The sequence below is a fragment of the Klebsiella sp. JB_Kp031 genome, assembly GCF_040064295.1.
Taxonomy (GTDB): Bacteria; Pseudomonadota; Gammaproteobacteria; order Enterobacterales; family Enterobacteriaceae; genus Klebsiella; species Klebsiella quasipneumoniae.
This window is the reverse complement of the sequence record NZ_JBEAJW010000001.1, coordinates 312,709-331,305: the sequence shown is the minus strand read 5'-3', so window position 1 is coordinate 331,305 and position 18,597 is coordinate 312,709. Positions and strand designations below refer to the sequence as shown.

The window sequence follows — 18,597 nt, the reverse complement described above, 5'->3', positions numbered from 1 at the left end:
GCCTTATCCGGCGGTCGCGCGGCGGGTAAAGCGCCGGCTGGCCAGCAGGCTCAGACCGCAGCACAGCAGGTAGTACACCGCGCCGGTGAAGACGAAGATCGCCAGGGGATAGATTTGCACCCGGTTGTTGACCTGGCCGGCCACGGTGGTCAGCTCCGGGACGTTGACGATAAATGCCAGCGAAGTGTCCTTCAGCAGGCCGATAAAGATCCCCACCAGCGACGGCTGAACGTTGCGCAGCGCCTGCGGGAGCAGCACCAGGCGCAGCGTTTGCCAGGGGGCGAACCCCTGGGTCAGCGCCGCCTCATACTGTCCTTTCGGCAGCGACTGCAGCCCGGCCAGCACCGAATGCATCACCGAGGCGGCGGTAAACCACGCCAGCGCCAGGGTCACGGTCACCGCGCCGGGCAGATCGCCGCCGGTCAGCATCGGCAGCAGATACCACAGCCAGAAGATGACAAATATCAGCGGGATGCCGCGGATAATTTCCGCCCACAGGAACAGCAGACGTCGCGTCAGCCCGCCGTAGCGCCAGGCCAGCCCCGCCAGCGCAATGCCTCCCGGCAGCGCCAGCAGGGTGGCGCCGATGGCCATCAGCAGGGTCAGTGCCACGCCGCCGGGCTGGCCCTCCGCCAGCCGGCCCCACAGCAGGTAATCAAGATTATCGGCGATCACCGCCAGATTAGCGTTCATGTTGGGCGCTCCGTTGCAGTTTTCTTCCCGGGCCGAGACGCGTTAGCGCCACGCCCATCGCCACCCCCAGCGCCAGATACAGCGCGGTGCCGACGGCAAACGCCTCCAGGGCGTGCGCGTTATAGCTCTCAATCTGCCGCACCTGATAAGTCAGTTCAGCAAAGCCGATGCCGCTGGCCAGCGATGAGAGTTTCATCAGGTTGAGATACTGGCCGACAATCGGCTGCCAGGCGTTGGCCAGTCCCTGCGGCAGGAGGATAAAGCGCAGCTCCTGCCATGGGGTAAAGCCCTGCGACAGCGCGGCTTCCCGCTGCCCGTGGCTGACGGCGCGCAGTCCGGAGACGATCTCTTCCACCAGAAAGGCAGAGGTAAAGACCCCCAGCCCCCACATCGAGCAGAGGAACTCCGGCGTCAGCCACCAGACGTTGCCCGGCAGAATGGACCAGGCGTGCTCGTCGTTTACCACGTCCTTCACCGCCAGCGGCAGCAGGTTCCAGGCGGCAAAGTACCAGAACAGCAGCTGGACCAGCAGCGGAGTATTGCGAAACAGCGAGACCCACGCGGCCACCAGCCCGCGCCCCACGCGGCCGCCGCCGAGACGCAGGGCCAGCAGCAGGACCGCCAGCGCAGTGGCGAGCAGGATCCCGGCGACGCTGACCCAGACGGTGGTGAGAAAACCAGAGATAATCCATTGCAACGGCTGTCCGCTCAGGACGCCGTGCCAGTCAAGCATCGGCGTCACTCGAGGCTCTCCTGGTGCAGCGGATCCAGCACCTTCTGCAGAAAACGCCGCGCGCGGGCATGCTGCGGATGGGCGAAAAACTCAGCCGGCGGGGCGACCTCGAGAATGTCGCCGCCGTCGATAAACACCACCCGGTCGGCAATTTCGCGGGCAAACTGCATCTCGTGGGTCACCACCAGCATGGTGATCCCACTGTGGGCGAGGTTTTTCATCACCTGCAGCACTTCGCCGATCATCTCCGGGTCGAGGGCCGAGGTGGGCTCGTCGAACAGGATAATCTGCGGCGAGGAGGCCAGAGCGCGGGCGATGGCCACCCGCTGCTGCTGGCCGCCGGAGAGCTGCGCCGGCATCTGCTGCGCTTTCTCCTCCAGCCCGACCTGGCGCAGCAGCGCCAGCGCCCGCTCCTGAGCCGCGCTTTTTCCCCAGCCGTGGACGCGCTCCAGCGCCAGCGTGATGTTCTCCTGCGCCGTCAGGTGGGCGTAAAGGTTGAACTGCTGGAAGACAAAGCCGACGCGGCTGCGCAGCTGGCGCAAGGCGCTGCCGCTCAGCCGGCTGGTGGGTTTACCGTCGATCAGGATCTCGCCGCCGCTTAAGGATTCGAGCTGGTTGATCAAGCGGATCAGCGTCGATTTTCCCGATCCGGAAGGACCGAGGATCGCCACCACTTCGCCGGGCTCGACCTGCAGGTTGATGGCGTTAAGCACCTGATGATCGCCGTAGCGCTTGGCCACCTCACGAAACGTTATGCTGGCGCGCTGCAGACGTGAAAAATCCGCGGCCGGGGCCGCGGAGTGGGAGAATAAACCCGAGAACATATTATTTCGCTTCTATGGTAAAGGCGCGCGGCTGCGGCGTTTTAGTGGCAGGGCCAAACCAGACATCGTAAATTTTCGCGGCTTCGCCGGTTTTCTCCAGCTTCACCAGCTCATCGTTGACGGCCTTCAGCAGGGCCGGTTCGCCTTTCTTCACGCCCACGCCAATCTCTTCTTTGCTGAGCAGATCGGGCAGAATTTTAAACTTGGCTTTATCCGGCGCTTCCGCCAACAGACCGGCAAGGATAGTGCTGTCCTGGGTGATGGCCTGGACGTTGCCGTTGCGCAGGGCGGTCAGGGCCAGCGGAATATCGTCATAGGAGAGGACGCGAGCCTGCGGGAAACGCTGGTGCAGGGCCTGTTCGCCGGTGGTGCCTTTCACCGCGCCGATGCGCGCTTTGCTGTACTCATCAAGCTTATCCGGAGAACCGGCCGGCACGAGGAACTGCTGGCCGGTGACGAAATACGGCGTTGAGAAATCAATAACCTGGGCCCGCTCCGGGGTGATGGTAATGTCGGCGACGATCAGGTCGGCTTTGCCGGACTGCAGCAGCGGAATACGGTTGGCCGGGTTAGTGGCCACCAGCTCGAGTTTGACGCCGAGCGCTTTCGCCAGCGCCTGGGCAAAGTCGACGTCGTAGCCGACGATATGGTGGGTTTTGGCGTCTACGGAGCCGAACGGCGGGTTGGCGTCAAAGGTGGCGACTTTCACGACGCCAGCGGCTTTGATGTCAGCCAGCTGGTCGGCCTGCGCCTGCGAGGCGAGCAGCAGCATACCCAGCGCCAGTGCGATTTTTGTGGTTTTGTTGCGCATAGTTTTTCCCCTGAATCCCTGTTTTGTTTTGTGGACATCACGCTCCCATAAATTGCCCATCGGCGGCAAAGAAGAAAAAATTCTTATCTATAACCAAAAAGAACTTAACAAACCTGTGGGTATTCTTTATGCGCCGCTGGCGTTTTCCCGGTGCGACAACGACCGCCGAACGGTTCCCTCTCCCTCAGGGAGAGGGTTAGGGTGAGGGGAAAAGGACCGGGGGTAATATGCGCCAGCCAGGATTGCAAATTCGGAATTAATATTTCCCGCGCCCGGCCAACTGTGGTTGAAATAGACCCAGGCGATACGCTTCCCGACAGAGGAGAAAACGAAAGTGGCATTGTGGCAACGGTTAACGGGCTGGCTGGCTTTTTTGTCCAACGGTGAAGCCGGACAGCAAGATACCCAACGCGTCATGGAGGCGATCCTGCCGGTGGCCAGCCTTTACGGCGTGGACATTGGCAACGTGGAAACCCGGTGGTTCCGTCATGATAAGACATACTGAGCGACGCAGGACGCGAGAAGCCTACTGGAACGAGGTGTGCTTTGTGTAGCAAGAGACTGCCTGAGGTTGCGGCCTCGCAGGAGGCGCCGCCGCAGCCCAGGCAGTTTTGACCATGCCTATCCCCCCAGATACATCCGCTTAATTTCCGGATTAGTCAGCATCTCCCGCGCCGCGCCTGACAAGGTGATCCGGCCATTCTCCAGGACATACGCCCGATCGGCGATCGCCAGCGCGGCCGTCGCATTCTGCTCCACCAGCAGCACCGTCATATTCTCTTCGCGCAGTTGCTTAATGATGCCGAACAGCTCGCCGACAATTTTCGGCGCCAGTCCGAGGCTCGGTTCATCCAGCATCAATAACACCGGCTCGCTCATCAGCGCCCGGGCGATGGCCAGCATCTGCTGCTCGCCGCCGCTCATGGTGCCAGCCATCTGATGGCGCCGCTCCTTGAGCCGTGGAAAGAGGGCGTACATGCGATCGCGCAGGCGGGTGTAGCCGGCGAGATTATTGTAAGCGCCCATGCGCAGGTTCTCTTCGATGGTCAGGTTGGTAAAGACCCGGCGTCCCTCCGGCACCAGCGCAAGCCCGCGGCGCACGATCTGGTGGGTCTGGCTGCGCGAGATATCGTCGTTAAGGAAGCTGACGCGCCCGCTGGAGCGCACCAGGTTGACGATCCCGTTCAGGGTGGAGGTTTTACCGGCGCCATTGCTACCGATCAGGGTGACGATCTCCCGGTCATAGACGTCGATATCGACGCCCTTCAGCCCCTGGATCACGCCGTAAAAAACCTTCAGTTCCCGGGCGTTAAGCATAATTGGCTTCTCCCAGATAAGCGGAAATGACGTCCGGATGCTGGATCGCCTCGGCCATCAGGCCGCTGAACAATGGCTTACCATACTCCAGGACCATCACCCGTTCGCACAGGCGGTTGACGAAGGGCATATCGTGCTCGATTAACAGGACGCTGAGCTGATAGTCATGGCGCATGCGGAAGATCAGCTCCGCCAGATCCTCGGTCTCCTTTGGGTTCATCCCGGCAGCCGGCTCATCGAGCAGCAGCAGCTTCGGCGCGGTGGCCAGCGCGCGGGCGATCTCCACTTTGCGCTGGTTGCCATAGCTCAGGTTCGTGGCCTGCATATGGGCGAAGTGGGCGATGCCGATATCCTCCAGAATGGCCATCGCTTTGGCCTTCGCCGCCCGCTCGGCCGGAAAGTAGCGGCCAATGTGCAGGGCCGCCTCCAGCAACGAATAGCGGCTGGCCCGGTCGAGCCCGACCATCACATTCTCCAGCACCGTCATAGAGTTAAACAGCCGGATATTCTGGAAGGTGCGGGCGATCCCGGCGTTCACCACCTGGTTGGGCTTCAGCCCCTTCAGCGACGAGCCCGCGAGGGTGACGCTGCCGCTGGTGGGTTTATAGTTGGCGGTGATGACGTTAAACAGGGTGGTCTTGCCCGCGCCGTTCGGGCCGATAAGGCCAAAGATCTCCGCCTCGTCAACATGAAAGCTGACGTTGTCGATGGCCCGCAGGCCGCCAAACTGCATGGTGACGTCCTGCACCTGCAGGATGATTTTATTTTCCGCCATAGCCGCCGCTCCTTCTTCCGGTCTGCCAAATCTCTTTTTTCCCCAGCAGCCCTTCGCGGGCGAAGAGCATGATAATCAGCAGCAGCAGGGAGAAGACCACCATTCTCAGGCCCGGATAGGCGCCGAGATCGTGACCGAAGAACTGCAGCGGCTGGTCGAGAAAGCGCAGCCACTCGCCGCTGCCGACCACCAGCACGGTGCCGAGCAGGGCGCCGGTGGTGCTGCCGAGTCCGCCGAGGACGATAATAATCAGCAGCTGGAAGGTGAGCATAAAGTCGAACAGCCCCGGGGAGATGGTGGTCAGCAGGGAAGCCAGCAGACCGCCGCCGATCCCTTCGAAGAAGGCGCTGGTGGCGAAGGCGCAGGTTTTAATGCGGAAGGTGTTGACCCCCATGGCGATCGCCGCATCTTCGTCGTCGCGAATAGCTTTCATCATCCGACCATACTTCGACCACACCAGCTGAAGGATCATGCCGGTGGCCAGCAGGGCGAACAGCCCGCACCAGAACAGAAGATGCGGCTGCTGCGGAATATCGTTCAGCCCGATGGCGCCGTTGGTGATTTGCGGGTTGTTAATGGCGAGGATCTTGATGATAAACCCGAAGCCGAGGGTGACGATGGCCAGGTAGTCGCCCCGCACCCGGAAGACCGGTACGGCGAGGCACACCGCCAGCGCCGCCGCGCACAGGCCGCTTATCAGCAGGGCGGGGAGGAAACCCGCGTGCAGGCTGAGGATCCACGGGCTGGGGGCGGCCATTTCAAACATGTCTACCTTGCTGTCGCTGGAGAGGATCAGCAGGGCGGTGACGTAGGCGCCCACCGCCACGAAGCCGTTCGGCTCCAGCGACAGCTGGCCGGTCACGCCGTTGATCAGGTTGTAGCTGACCGCGAGGATCATAAAGATAAAAATGGTGCTGATGACGCGAACAATGTAGTCATTAAAAACCACGTTGATTCCGGCCAACAGCGCGATACAGATGACAATAATGGCCAGGTTGCGCAGCTGCGCCCCGGCGGTCGTCGTCGCGTTGAGCATCAGAAACGGCTCCTTTCCAGACGTTCGTCGCCCATAATGCCGACCGGGCGGAACAAGAGGACCAGAATCAAGAACAGGAAGGCGAAAGCATCTTTATAGCCGCCCAGTTCGGGGACGATCGCCACCGCGACCACTTCGGTAAAACCGAGGATAAAGCCGCCCAGCACCGCGCCGGTGACGCTGCCGATCCCGCCGAGCACGGCGGCGGCAAAGGCCTTCAGGCCGATAAGCACGCCCATCAGGGGATCGATCGTTGGGTAGCTGATGGAGTAGAACACGCCGCCGAGCGCCGCGAGGCTACTGCCGAGGGCGAAGACCAGGGAGATGATCCGGTTGGCGTCAATGCCCATCAGGCGCACGGTGTTGACGTCAAAGGCCACCGCGCGGATCGCCATCCCATAGCGGGTGCGGTACAGCAGCCAGAGGATCGCCAGTAGCAGCAGGACGGTGATCAGCGGCACAATCCACGCCACGTTGGTAATGATGACGCTGCCAAAGGCCCGGGTCTGGTTGAAAAAGTCCGGGGCGGAGAAGAAGCGCGAGCTGCCGCCGAACAGCACGTTAAACAGGTTTTCGAGGAAGAAGCTGACGCCGATGGCGGTGATCAGCATGGAGATTTTCGAGGCCTGACGCAGCGGACGATAGGCAACCCGGTCAATCAGCATACCAAACAGGCCGCACAGCCCGAGGGTCAGGAAAACGGCTACCCCGAAGGGTAGCCCAACCGAAGAAAATAAAAACAGCGTACTAAACGCGCCGACCATCATCACGTCCGCATGGGCGAAGTTGATCAGCCGCAGCACGCCATAAACCATCGTATAACCGATGGCAATCAGGGCGTACATGCCCCCAAGACTCATTCCATTGACCACTTGCTGGAGAAAAATGGCGCCGTCCATTTTGTAGCCTCGTCACAACTTAAGGGTTAACCACGGTACGAAACGCCAGCTTGCCATCTTTCACTTCGTTGATGACCGCGCTGCGAATGGCATCGCCGTTCTGTAAGGTCAGCGTGCCGGTCACGCCCTGGAAATCTTTGGTGGCGCGGATTTTTTCATTTACGCAGACCCGATCGTGGGGATCGCTGCACTGGTTCATGGCGTTGACGATGACGTTATAGGCATCCGCCGCCATTGCGCCCCAGGTATGGGTCGGCTGCTGGTATTTGGCTTCCCAGGCTTTGATGAAGGTTTCCCCCGCCGGGGTCTGCTCTTTGGCGTTCGGCGAGTAATAATCGGTGGTCATATAGCCGTTGACCGCGTCTTTACCGACATCGAAGAAGACCTGATCCGCGGCCAGACCATCGCCGCCCACCACCGGTTTGTTGAGCCCCAGCTGTTTAGACTGCACGGCAATCAGCGCCCCTTCGGTGTAGTAGATCGGCATATAAATCATGTCGACATTCTTCGCCTTGACGCTCGCCAGCTGGGCTTTAAAGTCCTTGCTGCCGCCCGGGGCCTGGACCTCGATGGGAATGGTGCCGCCGTTTTTCAGGAACTGGGTGCGGAACGCTTTCGCCAGGCCGACGGAGTAATCGTTGCTGCTGTCAAACACGATGGCGGCGGTTTTGGCTTTCAGATCGCGGGAGGCCAGATTGGCCCCGACCACCCCCTGGAAGCTGTCCGAGAAGCAGACCCGGCTGACGTAGGGATGGTTGCGGGTGACGCGGTCGTTGGTGGCGGTGGAGGAGACCAGCGGCGTTTTGCTGTCATCGGCGATCTTGGTCATCGCCAGGGTGTTGGAGGAGGTGACTTCCCCGATAACGGCATCCACTTTATCGCTGGAGACCAGGCGCTGCATGGCGTTGGCCGCTTCGACTTTGTCGCTTTTATCATCGATAACGATAAGCTTGATGGTATCGCCATTTTTTAACGTCGGGGTGATGGCCTGAATAATGTCCAGACCTTTCTGCGACGGCTGGCCATAGCCGCTGAGGGCGCCGCTCAGGGGTAATACCACCCCGATTTTAATTTCCGCTGCCTGCGCGCTGCTGGCGCCGACCAGCGCGGCAACCAGCGTGGCCATTAAAGACGCTTTCCCGGAAAACGATTTCATGGGTATTTCTCCGTCGGTCGATTATTTATCTTTAACCATCAATGACTGCATAACATTGAGGAATAATGCGCCAGCTTATCCGGCGAATTATTGGCTGTTATGTTGAATAGATAACGAGATATATACCCTAAATAATTCGAGTCGCATGAAGGCGGCAAGTGAGCGAGTCCCCAGGCGCTTACAGAAGTAAGTGACTGACAGCCAACGCACATGCAACTTGAAGTATGACGGGTATTTTTAATGCGCTGAATTACCTTACAACGTCCGTTTCGTTTTTACTCATGCAATATTCTTATTACCTGCAGGCAAGGGCATAAGGCTGGCGACCACACGGTTTTTGATACGGTGAACGCATTTTGCCGGGTGGCGACAGGCGCCTTACCCGGCCTGAAAACACGCAATATACCGGTTAAACGGTTTTCGTCGGCCCGCGCAAGCGAAGCGCCGCCGGGAAATTTCAGCGTGCACCCGAATATAATATTCAGGCGCGCCCGGTAATATTAACAATCTATTCTGCGGCTCACGTGACTTATTATTTAAAAGGGGGCAACGGTTTTATTTTCCCATGCAGCGCCGGATTATCGCTTTCATCTTTCAGGCGCACGCCGGTAAGCCGTCGTAAAAAAGCCTGCTCCAGCAGCCAGGCCAGTTTAAAGGCGGCGGCGTCATGGCTCAGCCCTTCCGGGCGAATATTGGAGATACAGTTACGCTCCGACTCCAGCCGCTGCCGATGCGGCTGCCAGGTGAGGTAGACGCCGAGGCTGTCCGGCGAGGAGAGACCCGGTCGTTCGCCAATCAGGATCGCCACCGCGCGGGCTTTCAGGGTTTCGCCAATATCATCCCCCAGCGCCACCCGTGACTGATGGGCCAGCACCACCGGCGCCAGGCCGATACCCAGCGTCTGCAGGTAGGGCAGCAGGGCGCGGATCAACGGCACCGCCTGGCGCTCTACCGCCCATGAAGAGAGGCCGTCGCCGATCACCAGCAGCAGGTCGGCGGGGCGGACGCCGCTGGCGGCGAGGTCGGCGCGGCTTTCGTCGGCAAGCTGCCTTCCGAGATCCGGACGCCGCAGATAGGTGTGACGGTCCGGCGCGGCGCTGTGCACCGTCAGAGCGTCGAGGCCGAGCGCCGCCAGCGGCGCCACCAGCTGCTGGCTGGCGAACGGCTGATGAATAGCATCCCGCGCTCTGGCGTGGGCCAGACCAAAGTTGAGGACTTCGCGGGTCGGCAGGCTGGCGCCGCTGCGCCCCAGGGCAATCCGCGCATCGGTAAATTCACGCAGCGGGTTCCAGGCGTCGGGACGGTTCATACGGAGGCTCCTTGCGGCAGGACGGACAACAGTGGATGACGGGCGTCGGTGAGCCGCAGCGCGCCGTGCGGATCGATAATCTGCATCTTCGCCAGCCAGTCGGCGAACTCCGGGGCATGCTTTAAGCCCAGCAGACGACGGGCGTACAGCGCGTCATGGAACGAGGTGCTCTGGTAATTGAGCATGATATCGTCCGCTCCGGGCACGCCGATCAGGAAGGTGAGCCCGGCGGCGCACAGCAGGGTCAGCAGGGTGTCCATATCATCCTGATCCGCTTCCGCGTGGTTGGTATAGCAGACGTCGCAGCCGATCGGTAGGCCCATCAGCTTGCCGCAGAAGTGATCTTCCAGCCCGGCGCGAATAATCTGCTTGCCGTCGTAGAGATACTCCGGACCGATAAAGCCGACCACCGTATTGACCAGCAGCGGTTCAAAGTGGCGGGCGACGGCGTAGGCCCGCGCCTCGCAGGTCTGTTGGTCGACGCCGTGGTGGGCGTTGGCCGACAGGCAGCTCCCCTGCCCGGTCTCAAAATACATCACATTGTTGCCGAGGGTACCGCGACCGAGGCTGAGGGCCGCTTCGCGGGCCTCCTGCAGCATGGCAAGATTGATGCCGAAGCCGCTGTTGGCCGCTTCGGTTCCCGCCACCGACTGAAACACCAGATCCACCGGCGCGCCGCGCTCAATCAGCTGCAGCGTATTGGTGACGTGGGTCAAAATGCAGGACTGGGTGGGAATGGCGAAGCGCTGGATAATATCGTCCAGCATCACGTTCAACTGCGCCAGCACCGGTAAGCTGTCGCTGGCCGGGTTGATGCCGATCACCGCGTCCCCGGCGCCGTACAGCAGCCCGTCGAGCATACTGGCGGCAATGCCTTTCAGGTCATCGGTGGGATGGTTGGGCTGCAGGCGCACGCTGAGGTGGCCGGGCAGGCCGATGGTGTTGCGAAAGCGCGTCACCACCTGACATTTGCTGGCGGCGAGGATCAGATCCTGATTGCGCATCAGCTTGCTTACCGCCGCCGCCATCTCCGGGGTGATAGCGCGGGCGACCCGCTGCAGCGTGGCGGTATCGGTGGCATCGTCCAGCAGCCAGTCGCGGAAATCGCCGACCGTCAGGTGACGCAGGGCGGCAAAGCCCTGCGCATCGTGGGTGTCGAGGATCAGGCGGGTCACTTCGTCCTGCTCGTAAGGGATAAGCGGATTGTCGAGGATGTCGGTCAGCGGCACCTCGGCGAGGGTCATTTTCGCCGCCATCCGCTCTTCGGCTGAGTGGGCGATAACCCCCGCCAGGGCGTCGCCGGAGCGAGCCGGCGACGCTTTCGCCATCAGCGTTTTCAGACTATCAAAGCGCCATACCTGGCCCGATAGCGTGGTTTTATACATGCCGCCTCCTCAGGAGACCGTTCGCAGTTGAGGATCCACTGGCGCCCGTTCACGGGCCGCTGCGGTTTTGCGGAACCACAGGTAGCCGCCGAGCATCATCGCCGCGAAAATCAGCGCCAGCAGCAGGTTATACCAAACCATCGCCACCAGGCAGAGCACCGCCATGCCGAGGGCAAAGGCCGGCGCCAGCGGGTAGAGCGGCGCGCGGAACGGACGGATCAGCTTCGGCTCGCTACGGCGCAGTTTGAACAGCGCCGCCATGGAAGTGATATACATAACAATAGCCCCAAATACCGACATGGTGACGATGCAGGCGGTCAGCGGCATGCCGCTGATGGTGATCAGCGAGTCGGAGAAGATCGCGGCGATGCCCACCACGCCCCCGGCAAGGATCGCCAGATGCGGAGTGCGGGTGCGGCGATTGAGGGTGGCCAGACCGGCGGGCAGATAGCCGGCGCGGGCGAGGGAGTAGATCTGCCGCGAGTAGCCCATAATGATGCCGTGGAAGGAGGCGACGAGGCCAAACAGCCCCAGCCACACCAGCATATGCAGCCAGCCGCTGCCGTTGCCCACGACCGTCTTCATCGCCTGGGGCAGCGGATCGTTAATATTGGACAGCGCGCGCCAGTCGCCGACGCCGCCGGCGAAGACCATCACCCCAATCGCCAGCACCGTCAGCGTCAGAATGCCGCCGCCCAGGGCGCGGGGAATGGTGCGCTGCGGATCTTTGGCCTCTTCGGCGGCCATGGAAGCCCCCTCAATGGCGAGGAAGAACCAGATAGCGAACGGAATGGCGGCGAACATACCCGGCAGCGCCAGGCCGCTAAAGCTTTCCGCGCCCGCCCAGCCGTTAGTGGTGAAATGGCTCCAGGAGAAGCCGGGGGCGACTACGCCCATAAACACCAGCAGCTCGAAGATGGCCAGCAGGGTGACGATCAGCTCGAAGGTGGCGGCGATGCCGACGCCGAGGATATTGAGCGTCATAAAGATCACGTAGGCGCCGCAGGCGACCCATTTCGGATCCAGCGCCGGAAACTGCACGTTGAGGTAGGCGCCGATGGCCATGGCGATGGCCGGCGGGGCGAAGACGAATTCAATCAGAGTGGCAAAACCGGCGATAAAGCCGCCGGTGGGCCCGAAGGCGCGGTAGGCATAGGCGAAAGGGCCGCCAGCGTGCGGGATGGCGGTAGTCAGCTCGGTAAAGCTGAAAATAAAGGCGCAGTACATGGCGGCGACCGCGAGGGCGACGACCATAAACCCCATCGTGCCCGCCTGCGACCAGCCGTAGCTCCAGCCGAAGTACTCCCCGGATATCACCAGTCCGACGGCGATCCCCCATAAACGAAAACTGCCGAGCGTTCTTTTTAAGGTGGTGGTGTGCTCTGTCATACGTGTTGCCTCGCCAGATAGAAAGGTTCTGAACGACAGGCTGCAAAGAGAGTGCCAGAACGTTGTCCGTCGCGATGAGGCGCCAGTTCGGGGAGCGCCCGTCGGCGCTGCGCAAAAATGGGGCAGGCTGCACGCTGTCGGCGCGCGACCTGGTGCAGCGGCTTTGCTTTTTCAGCGGCGGCACGGTATAACACTTCTTCTTTTGGATGTTTAGATGTCTATACGTTTATACGCATCATGACCCGGGCAAGCGGGCTGGCGTGAGAAAATAAAATGCAAAGCACAACACAACAACAAGGTGGGCAACTGAAGCGCACCATGAAAACGCGTCATCTGATCATGCTGTCGCTCGGCGGCGTGATTGGCACCGGCCTGTTCTTTAATACCGGCTATATCATCTCCACCACCGGCGCGGCCGGGACGCTGCTGGCGTATCTGATTGGCGCCCTGGTGGTCTGGCTGGTGATGCAGTGCCTCGGCGAACTGTCGGTAGCGATGCCGGAGACCGGCGCTTTCCACGTTTACGCGGCGCGTTACCTTGGCCCGGCGACGGGCTATACCGTGGCGTGGCTCTACTGGCTGACGTGGACGGTGGCGCTGGGTTCGAGCTTTACCGCCGCCGGCTTCTGTATGCAGTACTGGTTCCCGCAGGTGCCGGTCTGGATCTGGTGCGTGGTGTTCTGCGCGGTGATCTTCGGCCTTAACATCATTTCGACCCGCTTCTTCGCCGAAGGCGAGTTCTGGTTCTCGCTGGTGAAAGTGATCACCATCATCGCGTTTATTATTCTCGGCGGCGCGGCCATTTTCGGCATCATTCCGATGCAGGATGGCTCCCCGGCGCCGGGTCTGCGCAATATCACCGCCGAAGGCTGGTTCCCGCACGGCGGCCTGCCGATCCTGATGACCATGGTGGCGGTGAACTTCGCCTTCTCCGGGACGGAGCTTATCGGCATTGCCGCCGGGGAGACGGAAAACCCGCATAAGGTTATTCCGGTCGCCATCCGCACCACCATCGCCCGGCTGATTATTTTCTTTATCGGCACCGTGTTTGTGCTGGCGGCGCTGATCCCGATGCAGCAGGCGGGGGTGGAGAAAAGCCCCTTCGTGCTGGTGTTTGAAAAGGTGGGTATCCCTTACGCGGCGGATATTTTCAACTTCGTGATCCTGACGGCGATCCTCTCGGCGGCCAACTCCGGCCTGTACGCTTCCGGGCGGATGCTCTGGTCGCTGTCGAACGAGAAGACGCTGCCGGCCTGCTTTGCCAAAGTCAATAAACGGGGCGTGCCGGTGACCGCGCTGTCAGTGAGTATGCTGGGCGGCGTGCTGGCGCTGTTCTCCAGCGTGGTGGCGCCCGACACGGTGTTTGTGGCGCTGTCGGCGATCTCCGGTTTTGCGGTGGTGGCGGTGTGGTTGAGCATCTGCGCCTCGCACTTTATGTTCCGCCGCCGCCATCTGCAGCAGGGTAAGGCGCTGAGCGACCTGCAATATCGCGCCCCCTGGTATCCAGTGGTGCCGATTCTGGGCTTTGTGCTGTGCCTGGTGGCCTGCGTGGGCCTTGCTTTTGACCCGAGCCAGAGAATTGCGCTGTGGTGCGGGATCCCCTTTGTGGCCCTGTGCTATGGTGCCTGGTATCTTACTCGTTCACGGAAAATGACTCAGGAGCCCCAACATGTCGCAGACTAATCCGTTTACCGCCCTGCTTGCCGCCCAGCCTTTCGTGCTGCTGGACGGCGCTATGGCCACCGAGCTGGAGGCCCGCGGCTGCGATCTGGCTGACAGCCTGTGGTCGGCGAAAGTGCTGCTGGAGAACCCGCAGCTGATCCGCGATGTGCATCTCGACTACTTTCGCGCCGGGGCGCAGGTGGCGATCACCGCCAGCTATCAGGCCACCCCGGCGGGTTTTGCCGCACGCGGGCTGGATGACGCGCAGTCCCGGGCGCTGATCGGCAAAAGCGTCGAGCTGGCGCGCAAAGCGCGCGAGGCGTACCTCGCCGAGAACCCGCAGGCCGGCACGCTGCTGGTCGCCGGTTCGGTGGGGCCGTATGGCGCGTTTCTTGCCGACGGCTCGGAGTATCGCGGCGATTATCAGCGCAGCGCGGCAGAGTTCCAGGCCTTCCACCGGCCGCGCGTCGAAGCGCTGCTGGATGCGGGCGCCGACCTGCTGGCCTGTGAAACCCTGCCGTCATTCGCCGAGATCCAGGCCCTGGCGGCCCTGCTGCAGGAGTATCCCCGCGCTCGCGCCTGGTACTCCTTCACGCTGCGCGACGCCGAACATCTGAGCGACGGCACGCCGCTGCGCGAGGTGATGGCCGCCCTGGCGGATAACCCGCAGGTGGTGGCGGTGGGGATTAACTGTATCGCGCTGGAAAATACGTCCGCGGCGCTGGCGCATTTGCACAGCCTGACGGCGCTGCCGCTGGTGGTCTATCCTAACTCCGGCGAGCATTATGATGCGGTGAGCAAGACCTGGCACCATCATGGCGAAGCCTGCGCCAGCCTGGCGGATTATCTGCCGCAGTGGCTGGCGGCCGGGGCGAAGCTGATCGGCGGCTGCTGCCGCACCACGCCGAAGGATATTGCTGAGCTTAACGCGAAGCGCTGAGTTTTTTGCCGGGTGGCGCTGCGCTTACCCGGCCTACATATTGCGCGATCCGTAGGGCGGGCAAGGCGCAGCCGCCACCCGGCGCCAACCATCTGCCACCAACCAATCGCTCAAAATCAACTATCCTTTCCCGCTTTTGTTCTAAAAACGATTCGCTATTAGCCAGAATTTTTAATTACTTCATCTCCATCCTGATGCCGGAAATACTGCACCTATAACAACTCAGGGGAAGCAGACATTATGGCATTCACATCGCGAATTACTCTTCTGGCGGCGCTGGCCGTCGCCGCCTTCCAGGCGCAGGCGGTCAACGTTACCGTGGCGTATCAAACCTCCGCTGAGCCGGCGAAAGTCGCCCAGGCGGACAACACCTTCGCCAAAACCAGCGGGGCGACCGTCGACTGGCGGAAATTTGACAGCGGCGCCAGCGTGGTGCGGGCTCTGGCCTCCGGCGATGTGCAGATCGGCAATATCGGCTCCAGCCCGCTGGCGGTGGCCGCCAGCCAGCAGGTGCCGATTGAAGTGTTCCTGCTCGCTTCAAAGCTCGGCAACTCCGAAGCGCTGGTGGTGAAGAAAAGCATCACCAAACCGGAAGATCTGATCGGCAAGCGCATCGCCGTGCCGTTTATCTCCACCACCCACTATAGCCTGCTGTCGGCGCTCAAACACTGGGGCATCAAGCCGGGCCAGGTGCAGATTATTAACCTGCAGCCGCCGGCGATTATCGCCGCCTGGCAGCGCGGGGATATCGATGGCGCTTACGTCTGGGCGCCAGCGGTTAATGAACTGGAAAAAGAGGGCAAGGTGCTGACCGATTCCGCGCAGGTTGGGGAGTGGGGCGCGCCGACCCTGGACGTCTGGGTGGTCCGTAAGGACTTCGCCGAGCAGCATCCGGAGATTGTCAAAGCGTTCGCTAAAAGCGCCATCGACGCCCAGCAGCCCTACATCGCCAACCCGGAGGCATGGCTGAAACAGCCGGACAACATCAGCAAGCTGGCGCGCCTGAGCGGGGTGCTGGAAGCCGATGTCCCGGGGCTGGTGAAGGGCAATACCTATCTCACCGCCGCTGAGCAGGCGCAGGCGCTGAACGGGCCGGTCAATCAGGCCATCGTGGATACCGCGCGCTTCCTGAAAGAGCAGGGCAAAGTGCCTGCGGCGGGAACCGATTATCGTCAGTACGTCACTGACCGCTTTGTGAAGTAAAGGAGGCGGCGATGCTGCAAATCTCGCATCTTTCCGCCGACTACGGCGGTAAACCGGCGCTGGCGGATATCAACCTGACGCTGGAGAGTGGGGAGCTGTTGGTGGTGCTGGGGCCTTCGGGCTGCGGTAAAACTACCCTGCTGAACCTGATTGCCGGATTCGTGCCCTATCAGCACGGCAGCATCACCCTCGAAGGTCAGCGGGTGACCGGGCCGGGCGCAGAGCGCGGCGTGGTCTTCCAGAATGAAGGTCTGCTGCCGTGGCGCAATGTGCAGGATAACGTGGCGCTGGGTCTGCAGCTGGCGGGCGTGGATAAAGCGCAGCGCCGGCAAGCGGCGGCGCAGATGCTGAAGAAGGTGGGTCTCGAAGGGGCGGAAAAACGCTTTATCTGGCAGCTGTCCGGCGGTCAACGCCAGCGGGTGGGCATCGCCCGGGCGCTGGCGGCGAATCCGCAGCTGTTGCTGCTGGATGAGCCCTTCGGCGCGCTTGACGCTTTTACCCGCGAGCAGATGCAGACATTGCTGCTGAAACTGTGGCATGAGACCGGCAAACAGGTGCTGCTGATCACTCATGACATTGAAGAGGCCATCTTTATGGCCACCGAGCTGGTGCTGCTGTCGCCCGGGCCGGGGCGGGTGGTGGAGCGGCTGCCGCTAGATTTCAGCCGCCGCTTTGTCGCGGGCGAACCCTGCCGCAGCATCAAATCCGACCCGCGGTTTATTGAACAGCGGGAATACATTTTGAGCCGGGTGTTTGACCAACGGGAGGCTTTCTCATGAGCGTGGTACTGAACGACAAACCGCGTCAGACGACGCTGAAATGGCGCTGGCCGCTCTCCCGTCAGCTTACCCTCAGCGTGGCGACCCTGGCGGTGCTGCTGGCCGTCTGGTGGGCGGTCGCGGCGCTGCAGCTGATTAGCCCGCTGTTTCTGCCGCCGCCAGGACAGGTGTTGCAGAAGCTTATCACCATCGCCGGGCCGCAGGGCTTTATGGATGCGACGCTCTGGCAGCACCTGGCGGCGAGCCTGACGCGGATCGTTATCGCGCTGCTGGCGGCGGTGCTGATCGGCGTACCGGTGGGGATCGCCATGGGGCTCAACTCAACGGTGCGCGGGATCCTCGATCCGCTGATCGAGCTTTATCGTCCGGTGCCGCCGCTGGCCTACTTACCGCTGATGGTGATCTGGTTTGGCATTGGTGAAACGTCAAAGATCCTGCTGATCTACCTGGCGATTTTCGCCCCGGTAGCGATGTCGGCGCTGGCGGGGGTGAAAAGCGCGCAGCAGGTGCGGATTCGCGCCGCCCGTTCGCTGGGCGCCAGCCGGGCGCAGGTGCTGTGGCTGGTGATCCTGCCCGGCGCGCTGCCGGAGATCCTCACCGGGCTGCGCATTGGTCTCGGGGTGGGCTGGTCAACGCTGGTAGCCGCTGAGCTGATCGCCGCCACCCGTGGGTTAGGGTTTATGGTGCAGTCCGCCGGCGAGTTTCTCGCCACCGATGTGGTGCTGGCGGGGATCGCAGTCATTGCCATTATCGCCTTTTTACTGGAACTGGGGCTGCGCGCGCTGCAGCGCCGCCTGACGCCCTGGCATGGAGAAGTACAATGAGTGAACGTCTGAGCATTACCCCGCTGGGGCCGTATATTGGCGCGCTGGTGACCGGGGCGGATTTAACCCGTCCGCTGAGCGACAACCAGTTTGAGCAGCTGTATCACGCGGTGCTGCGTCATCAGGTGGTATTCCTGCGCGAACAGAATATCACCCCGGCGCAACAGCGCGACCTGGCGCTGCGGTTTGGCGACCTGCATATTCATCCGGTCTACCCTCACGCCCCTGGCGTGGAAGAGATTATCGTCCTCGATACCCACAACGATAATCCGCCGGATAATGACAACTGGCATACCGATGTCACCTTTATCGACACGCCGCCCGCCGGCGCCATTCTGGCGGCGAAAGAGCTGCCGGCGACCGGCGGGGATACTCTGTGGACCAGCGGCATTGCCGCCTGGGAAGCGCTGTCAGAACCCTTCCGGCAGCTGCTGAGCGGCCTGCATGCGGAACACGATTTCCGTAAATCGTTCCAGGAGTATAAGTACAACCACACGGAAGCCGAGCATCGGCGCTGGCAGGAGGCGGTGGCGAAGCATCCACCCCTGCTGCACCCGGTGGTGCGTACCCACCCGGTGACCGGCAAGCAGGCGCTGTTCGTTAATGAAGGCTTTACCACGCGGATTGTCGACGTGACCGAGAAAGAGAGCGCGGCGCTGCTGAGCTTCCTGTTTGCCCATATCACCAAACCGGAGTTTCAGGTGCGCTGGCGCTGGCAGCCGAACGATGTCGCTATCTGGGATAACCGGGTAACCCAGCATTACGCCAATGCCGACTATCTGCCGCAGCGGCGCATTATGCACCGGGCGACGATCCTCGGCGATAAGCCGTATTTCCGGGCGTCGTAGCCGCGGTTAATGTT

At 61.7% G+C, this 18,597-nt stretch carries 21 protein-coding genes; 9 read left to right on the top strand and 12 right to left on the bottom strand.

All coding sequences use genetic code 11. From position 1 onward, the window contains the following. Positions 1-3: 3 nt before the first annotated feature. From ABLV64_RS01565 to ABLV64_RS01550, 4 genes are read right to left on the bottom strand one after another with little or no spacing between them, the layout of a single operon-like run. The gene (locus ABLV64_RS01565) at positions 4-693 is read right to left on the bottom strand and encodes an amino acid ABC transporter permease (protein WP_004204913.1); all 690 of its coding nucleotides are present in this window, start codon (positions 691-693) and stop codon (positions 4-6) included. Then, the gene (locus tag ABLV64_RS01560) at positions 683-1,435 is read right to left on the bottom strand and encodes an amino acid ABC transporter permease (protein WP_004204911.1); all 753 of its coding nucleotides are present in this window, start codon (positions 1,433-1,435) and stop codon (positions 683-685) included. The genes ABLV64_RS01565 and ABLV64_RS01560 overlap by 11 nt, the downstream gene beginning before the upstream one ends. Further along, positions 1,432-2,250 (bottom strand): amino acid ABC transporter ATP-binding protein, encoded by an 819-nt coding sequence (locus tag ABLV64_RS01555; protein ID WP_004204909.1) that lies wholly within the window; start codon positions 2,248-2,250, stop codon positions 1,432-1,434. Before ABLV64_RS01555 ends, ABLV64_RS01560 begins: the two co-directional genes overlap by 4 nt. 1 nt (position 2,251) lies before the next feature. Next, the gene (locus ABLV64_RS01550; protein WP_002890106.1) at positions 2,252-3,061 is read right to left on the bottom strand and encodes an ABC transporter substrate-binding protein; all 810 of its coding nucleotides are present in this window, start codon (positions 3,059-3,061) and stop codon (positions 2,252-2,254) included. A gap of 334 nt (positions 3,062-3,395) precedes the next feature. Between ABLV64_RS01550 and ABLV64_RS01545 the strand changes: the two genes are divergently transcribed. Further along, positions 3,396-3,566: a hypothetical protein gene (locus ABLV64_RS01545; RefSeq protein ID WP_002890108.1), complete on the top strand. Its 171-nt coding sequence runs from the start codon at positions 3,396-3,398 to the stop codon at positions 3,564-3,566. Positions 3,567-3,682: 116 nt separating this feature from the next. Here ABLV64_RS01545 and ABLV64_RS01540 read toward each other — a convergent pair whose 3' ends face one another. Genes ABLV64_RS01540 through ABLV64_RS01520 form a run of 5 tightly spaced genes read right to left on the bottom strand, consistent with a single transcriptional unit; the run spans position 3,683 to position 8,214 of the window. Continuing rightward, positions 3,683-4,378, bottom strand: coding sequence for an ABC transporter ATP-binding protein (locus ABLV64_RS01540; RefSeq protein ID WP_004204908.1), 696 nt, complete (start codon positions 4,376-4,378; stop codon positions 3,683-3,685). After that, a complete protein-coding gene (locus tag ABLV64_RS01535) occupies positions 4,371-5,153 on the bottom strand; it encodes an ABC transporter ATP-binding protein (RefSeq protein ID WP_080935953.1) in 783 nt (260 codons plus the stop codon). The genes ABLV64_RS01540 and ABLV64_RS01535 overlap by 8 nt, the downstream gene beginning before the upstream one ends. Beyond that, positions 5,140-6,189 carry a branched-chain amino acid ABC transporter permease gene (locus ABLV64_RS01530; protein WP_002890127.1) on the bottom strand — a complete coding sequence of 350 codons (1,050 nt, stop codon included), beginning with the start codon at positions 6,187-6,189 and terminating at the stop codon, positions 5,140-5,142. The genes ABLV64_RS01535 and ABLV64_RS01530 overlap by 14 nt, the downstream gene beginning before the upstream one ends. Continuing rightward, positions 6,189-7,088, bottom strand: a complete 900-nt coding sequence (locus ABLV64_RS01525; protein ID WP_004204905.1) for a branched-chain amino acid ABC transporter permease — start codon at positions 7,086-7,088, stop codon at positions 6,189-6,191. The genes ABLV64_RS01530 and ABLV64_RS01525 overlap by 1 nt, the downstream gene beginning before the upstream one ends. A 19-nt stretch (positions 7,089-7,107) precedes the next feature. After that, positions 7,108-8,214, bottom strand: a complete 1,107-nt coding sequence (locus tag ABLV64_RS01520) for an ABC transporter substrate-binding protein (protein WP_004147267.1) — start codon at positions 8,212-8,214, stop codon at positions 7,108-7,110. Here ABLV64_RS01520 and ABLV64_RS01515 point away from each other — a divergent pair. Continuing rightward, positions 8,207-8,350, top strand: coding sequence for a hypothetical protein (locus tag ABLV64_RS01515; RefSeq protein WP_032426080.1), 144 nt, complete (start codon positions 8,207-8,209; stop codon positions 8,348-8,350). The two genes, ABLV64_RS01520 and ABLV64_RS01515, sit on opposite strands and share 8 nt — an antisense overlap. Positions 8,351-8,776: 426 nt before the next feature. On the opposite strand, the gene eutC is transcribed toward ABLV64_RS01515, so the two are convergent. From eutC to eat, 3 genes are read right to left on the bottom strand one after another with little or no spacing between them, the layout of a single operon-like run. After that, a complete protein-coding gene (gene eutC / locus ABLV64_RS01510; RefSeq protein ID WP_023319821.1) occupies positions 8,777-9,553 on the bottom strand; it encodes an ethanolamine ammonia-lyase subunit EutC in 777 nt (258 codons plus the stop codon). Beyond that, positions 9,550-10,938, bottom strand: a complete 1,389-nt coding sequence (locus ABLV64_RS01505; protein ID WP_042939284.1) for an ethanolamine ammonia-lyase subunit EutB — start codon at positions 10,936-10,938, stop codon at positions 9,550-9,552. The genes eutC and ABLV64_RS01505 overlap by 4 nt, the downstream gene beginning before the upstream one ends. Positions 10,939-10,947: 9 nt before the next feature. Then, complete coding sequence (eat, locus tag ABLV64_RS01500) at positions 10,948-12,327, bottom strand: ethanolamine permease (RefSeq protein ID WP_042939282.1); 1,380 nt, start codon at positions 12,325-12,327, stop codon at positions 10,948-10,950. A 62-nt stretch (positions 12,328-12,389) separates the two neighbouring features. On the opposite strand from eat, the gene ABLV64_RS01495 reads away from it, so the two are divergent. The 7 genes from ABLV64_RS01495 to tauD all read left to right on the top strand — a co-directional run bounded on the left by ABLV64_RS01495 (position 12,390) and on the right by tauD (position 18,583). Continuing rightward, positions 12,390-12,518, top strand: a complete 129-nt coding sequence (locus tag ABLV64_RS01495) for a hypothetical protein (protein WP_161992934.1) — start codon at positions 12,390-12,392, stop codon at positions 12,516-12,518. Between the two features lie 82 nt (positions 12,519-12,600). Beyond that, positions 12,601-14,010, top strand: coding sequence for an S-methylmethionine permease (gene mmuP / locus ABLV64_RS01490; protein WP_004204899.1), 1,410 nt, complete (start codon positions 12,601-12,603; stop codon positions 14,008-14,010). Continuing rightward, positions 13,997-14,929 (top strand): homocysteine S-methyltransferase, encoded by a 933-nt coding sequence (gene mmuM / locus ABLV64_RS01485; RefSeq protein ID WP_109938168.1) that lies wholly within the window; start codon positions 13,997-13,999, stop codon positions 14,927-14,929. Before mmuP ends, mmuM begins: the two co-directional genes overlap by 14 nt. 240 nt (positions 14,930-15,169) lie before the next feature. Next, entirely contained in the window at positions 15,170-16,132 is a 963-nt protein-coding gene (gene tauA / locus ABLV64_RS01480) for a taurine ABC transporter substrate-binding protein (RefSeq protein WP_205608708.1), read from the top strand. 11 nt (positions 16,133-16,143) lie between these two features. Next, positions 16,144-16,911: a taurine ABC transporter ATP-binding subunit gene (gene tauB, locus ABLV64_RS01475; protein ID WP_042939276.1), complete on the top strand. Its 768-nt coding sequence runs from the start codon at positions 16,144-16,146 to the stop codon at positions 16,909-16,911. Beyond that, positions 16,908-17,735 carry a taurine ABC transporter permease TauC gene (gene tauC, locus ABLV64_RS01470; RefSeq protein ID WP_008805332.1) on the top strand — a complete coding sequence of 276 codons (828 nt, stop codon included), beginning with the start codon at positions 16,908-16,910 and terminating at the stop codon, positions 17,733-17,735. Before tauB ends, tauC begins: the two co-directional genes overlap by 4 nt. Beyond that, a complete protein-coding gene (tauD, locus tag ABLV64_RS01465; protein WP_017898949.1) occupies positions 17,732-18,583 on the top strand; it encodes a taurine dioxygenase in 852 nt (283 codons plus the stop codon). Before tauC ends, tauD begins: the two co-directional genes overlap by 4 nt. Positions 18,584-18,597: the final 14 nt, after the last annotated feature.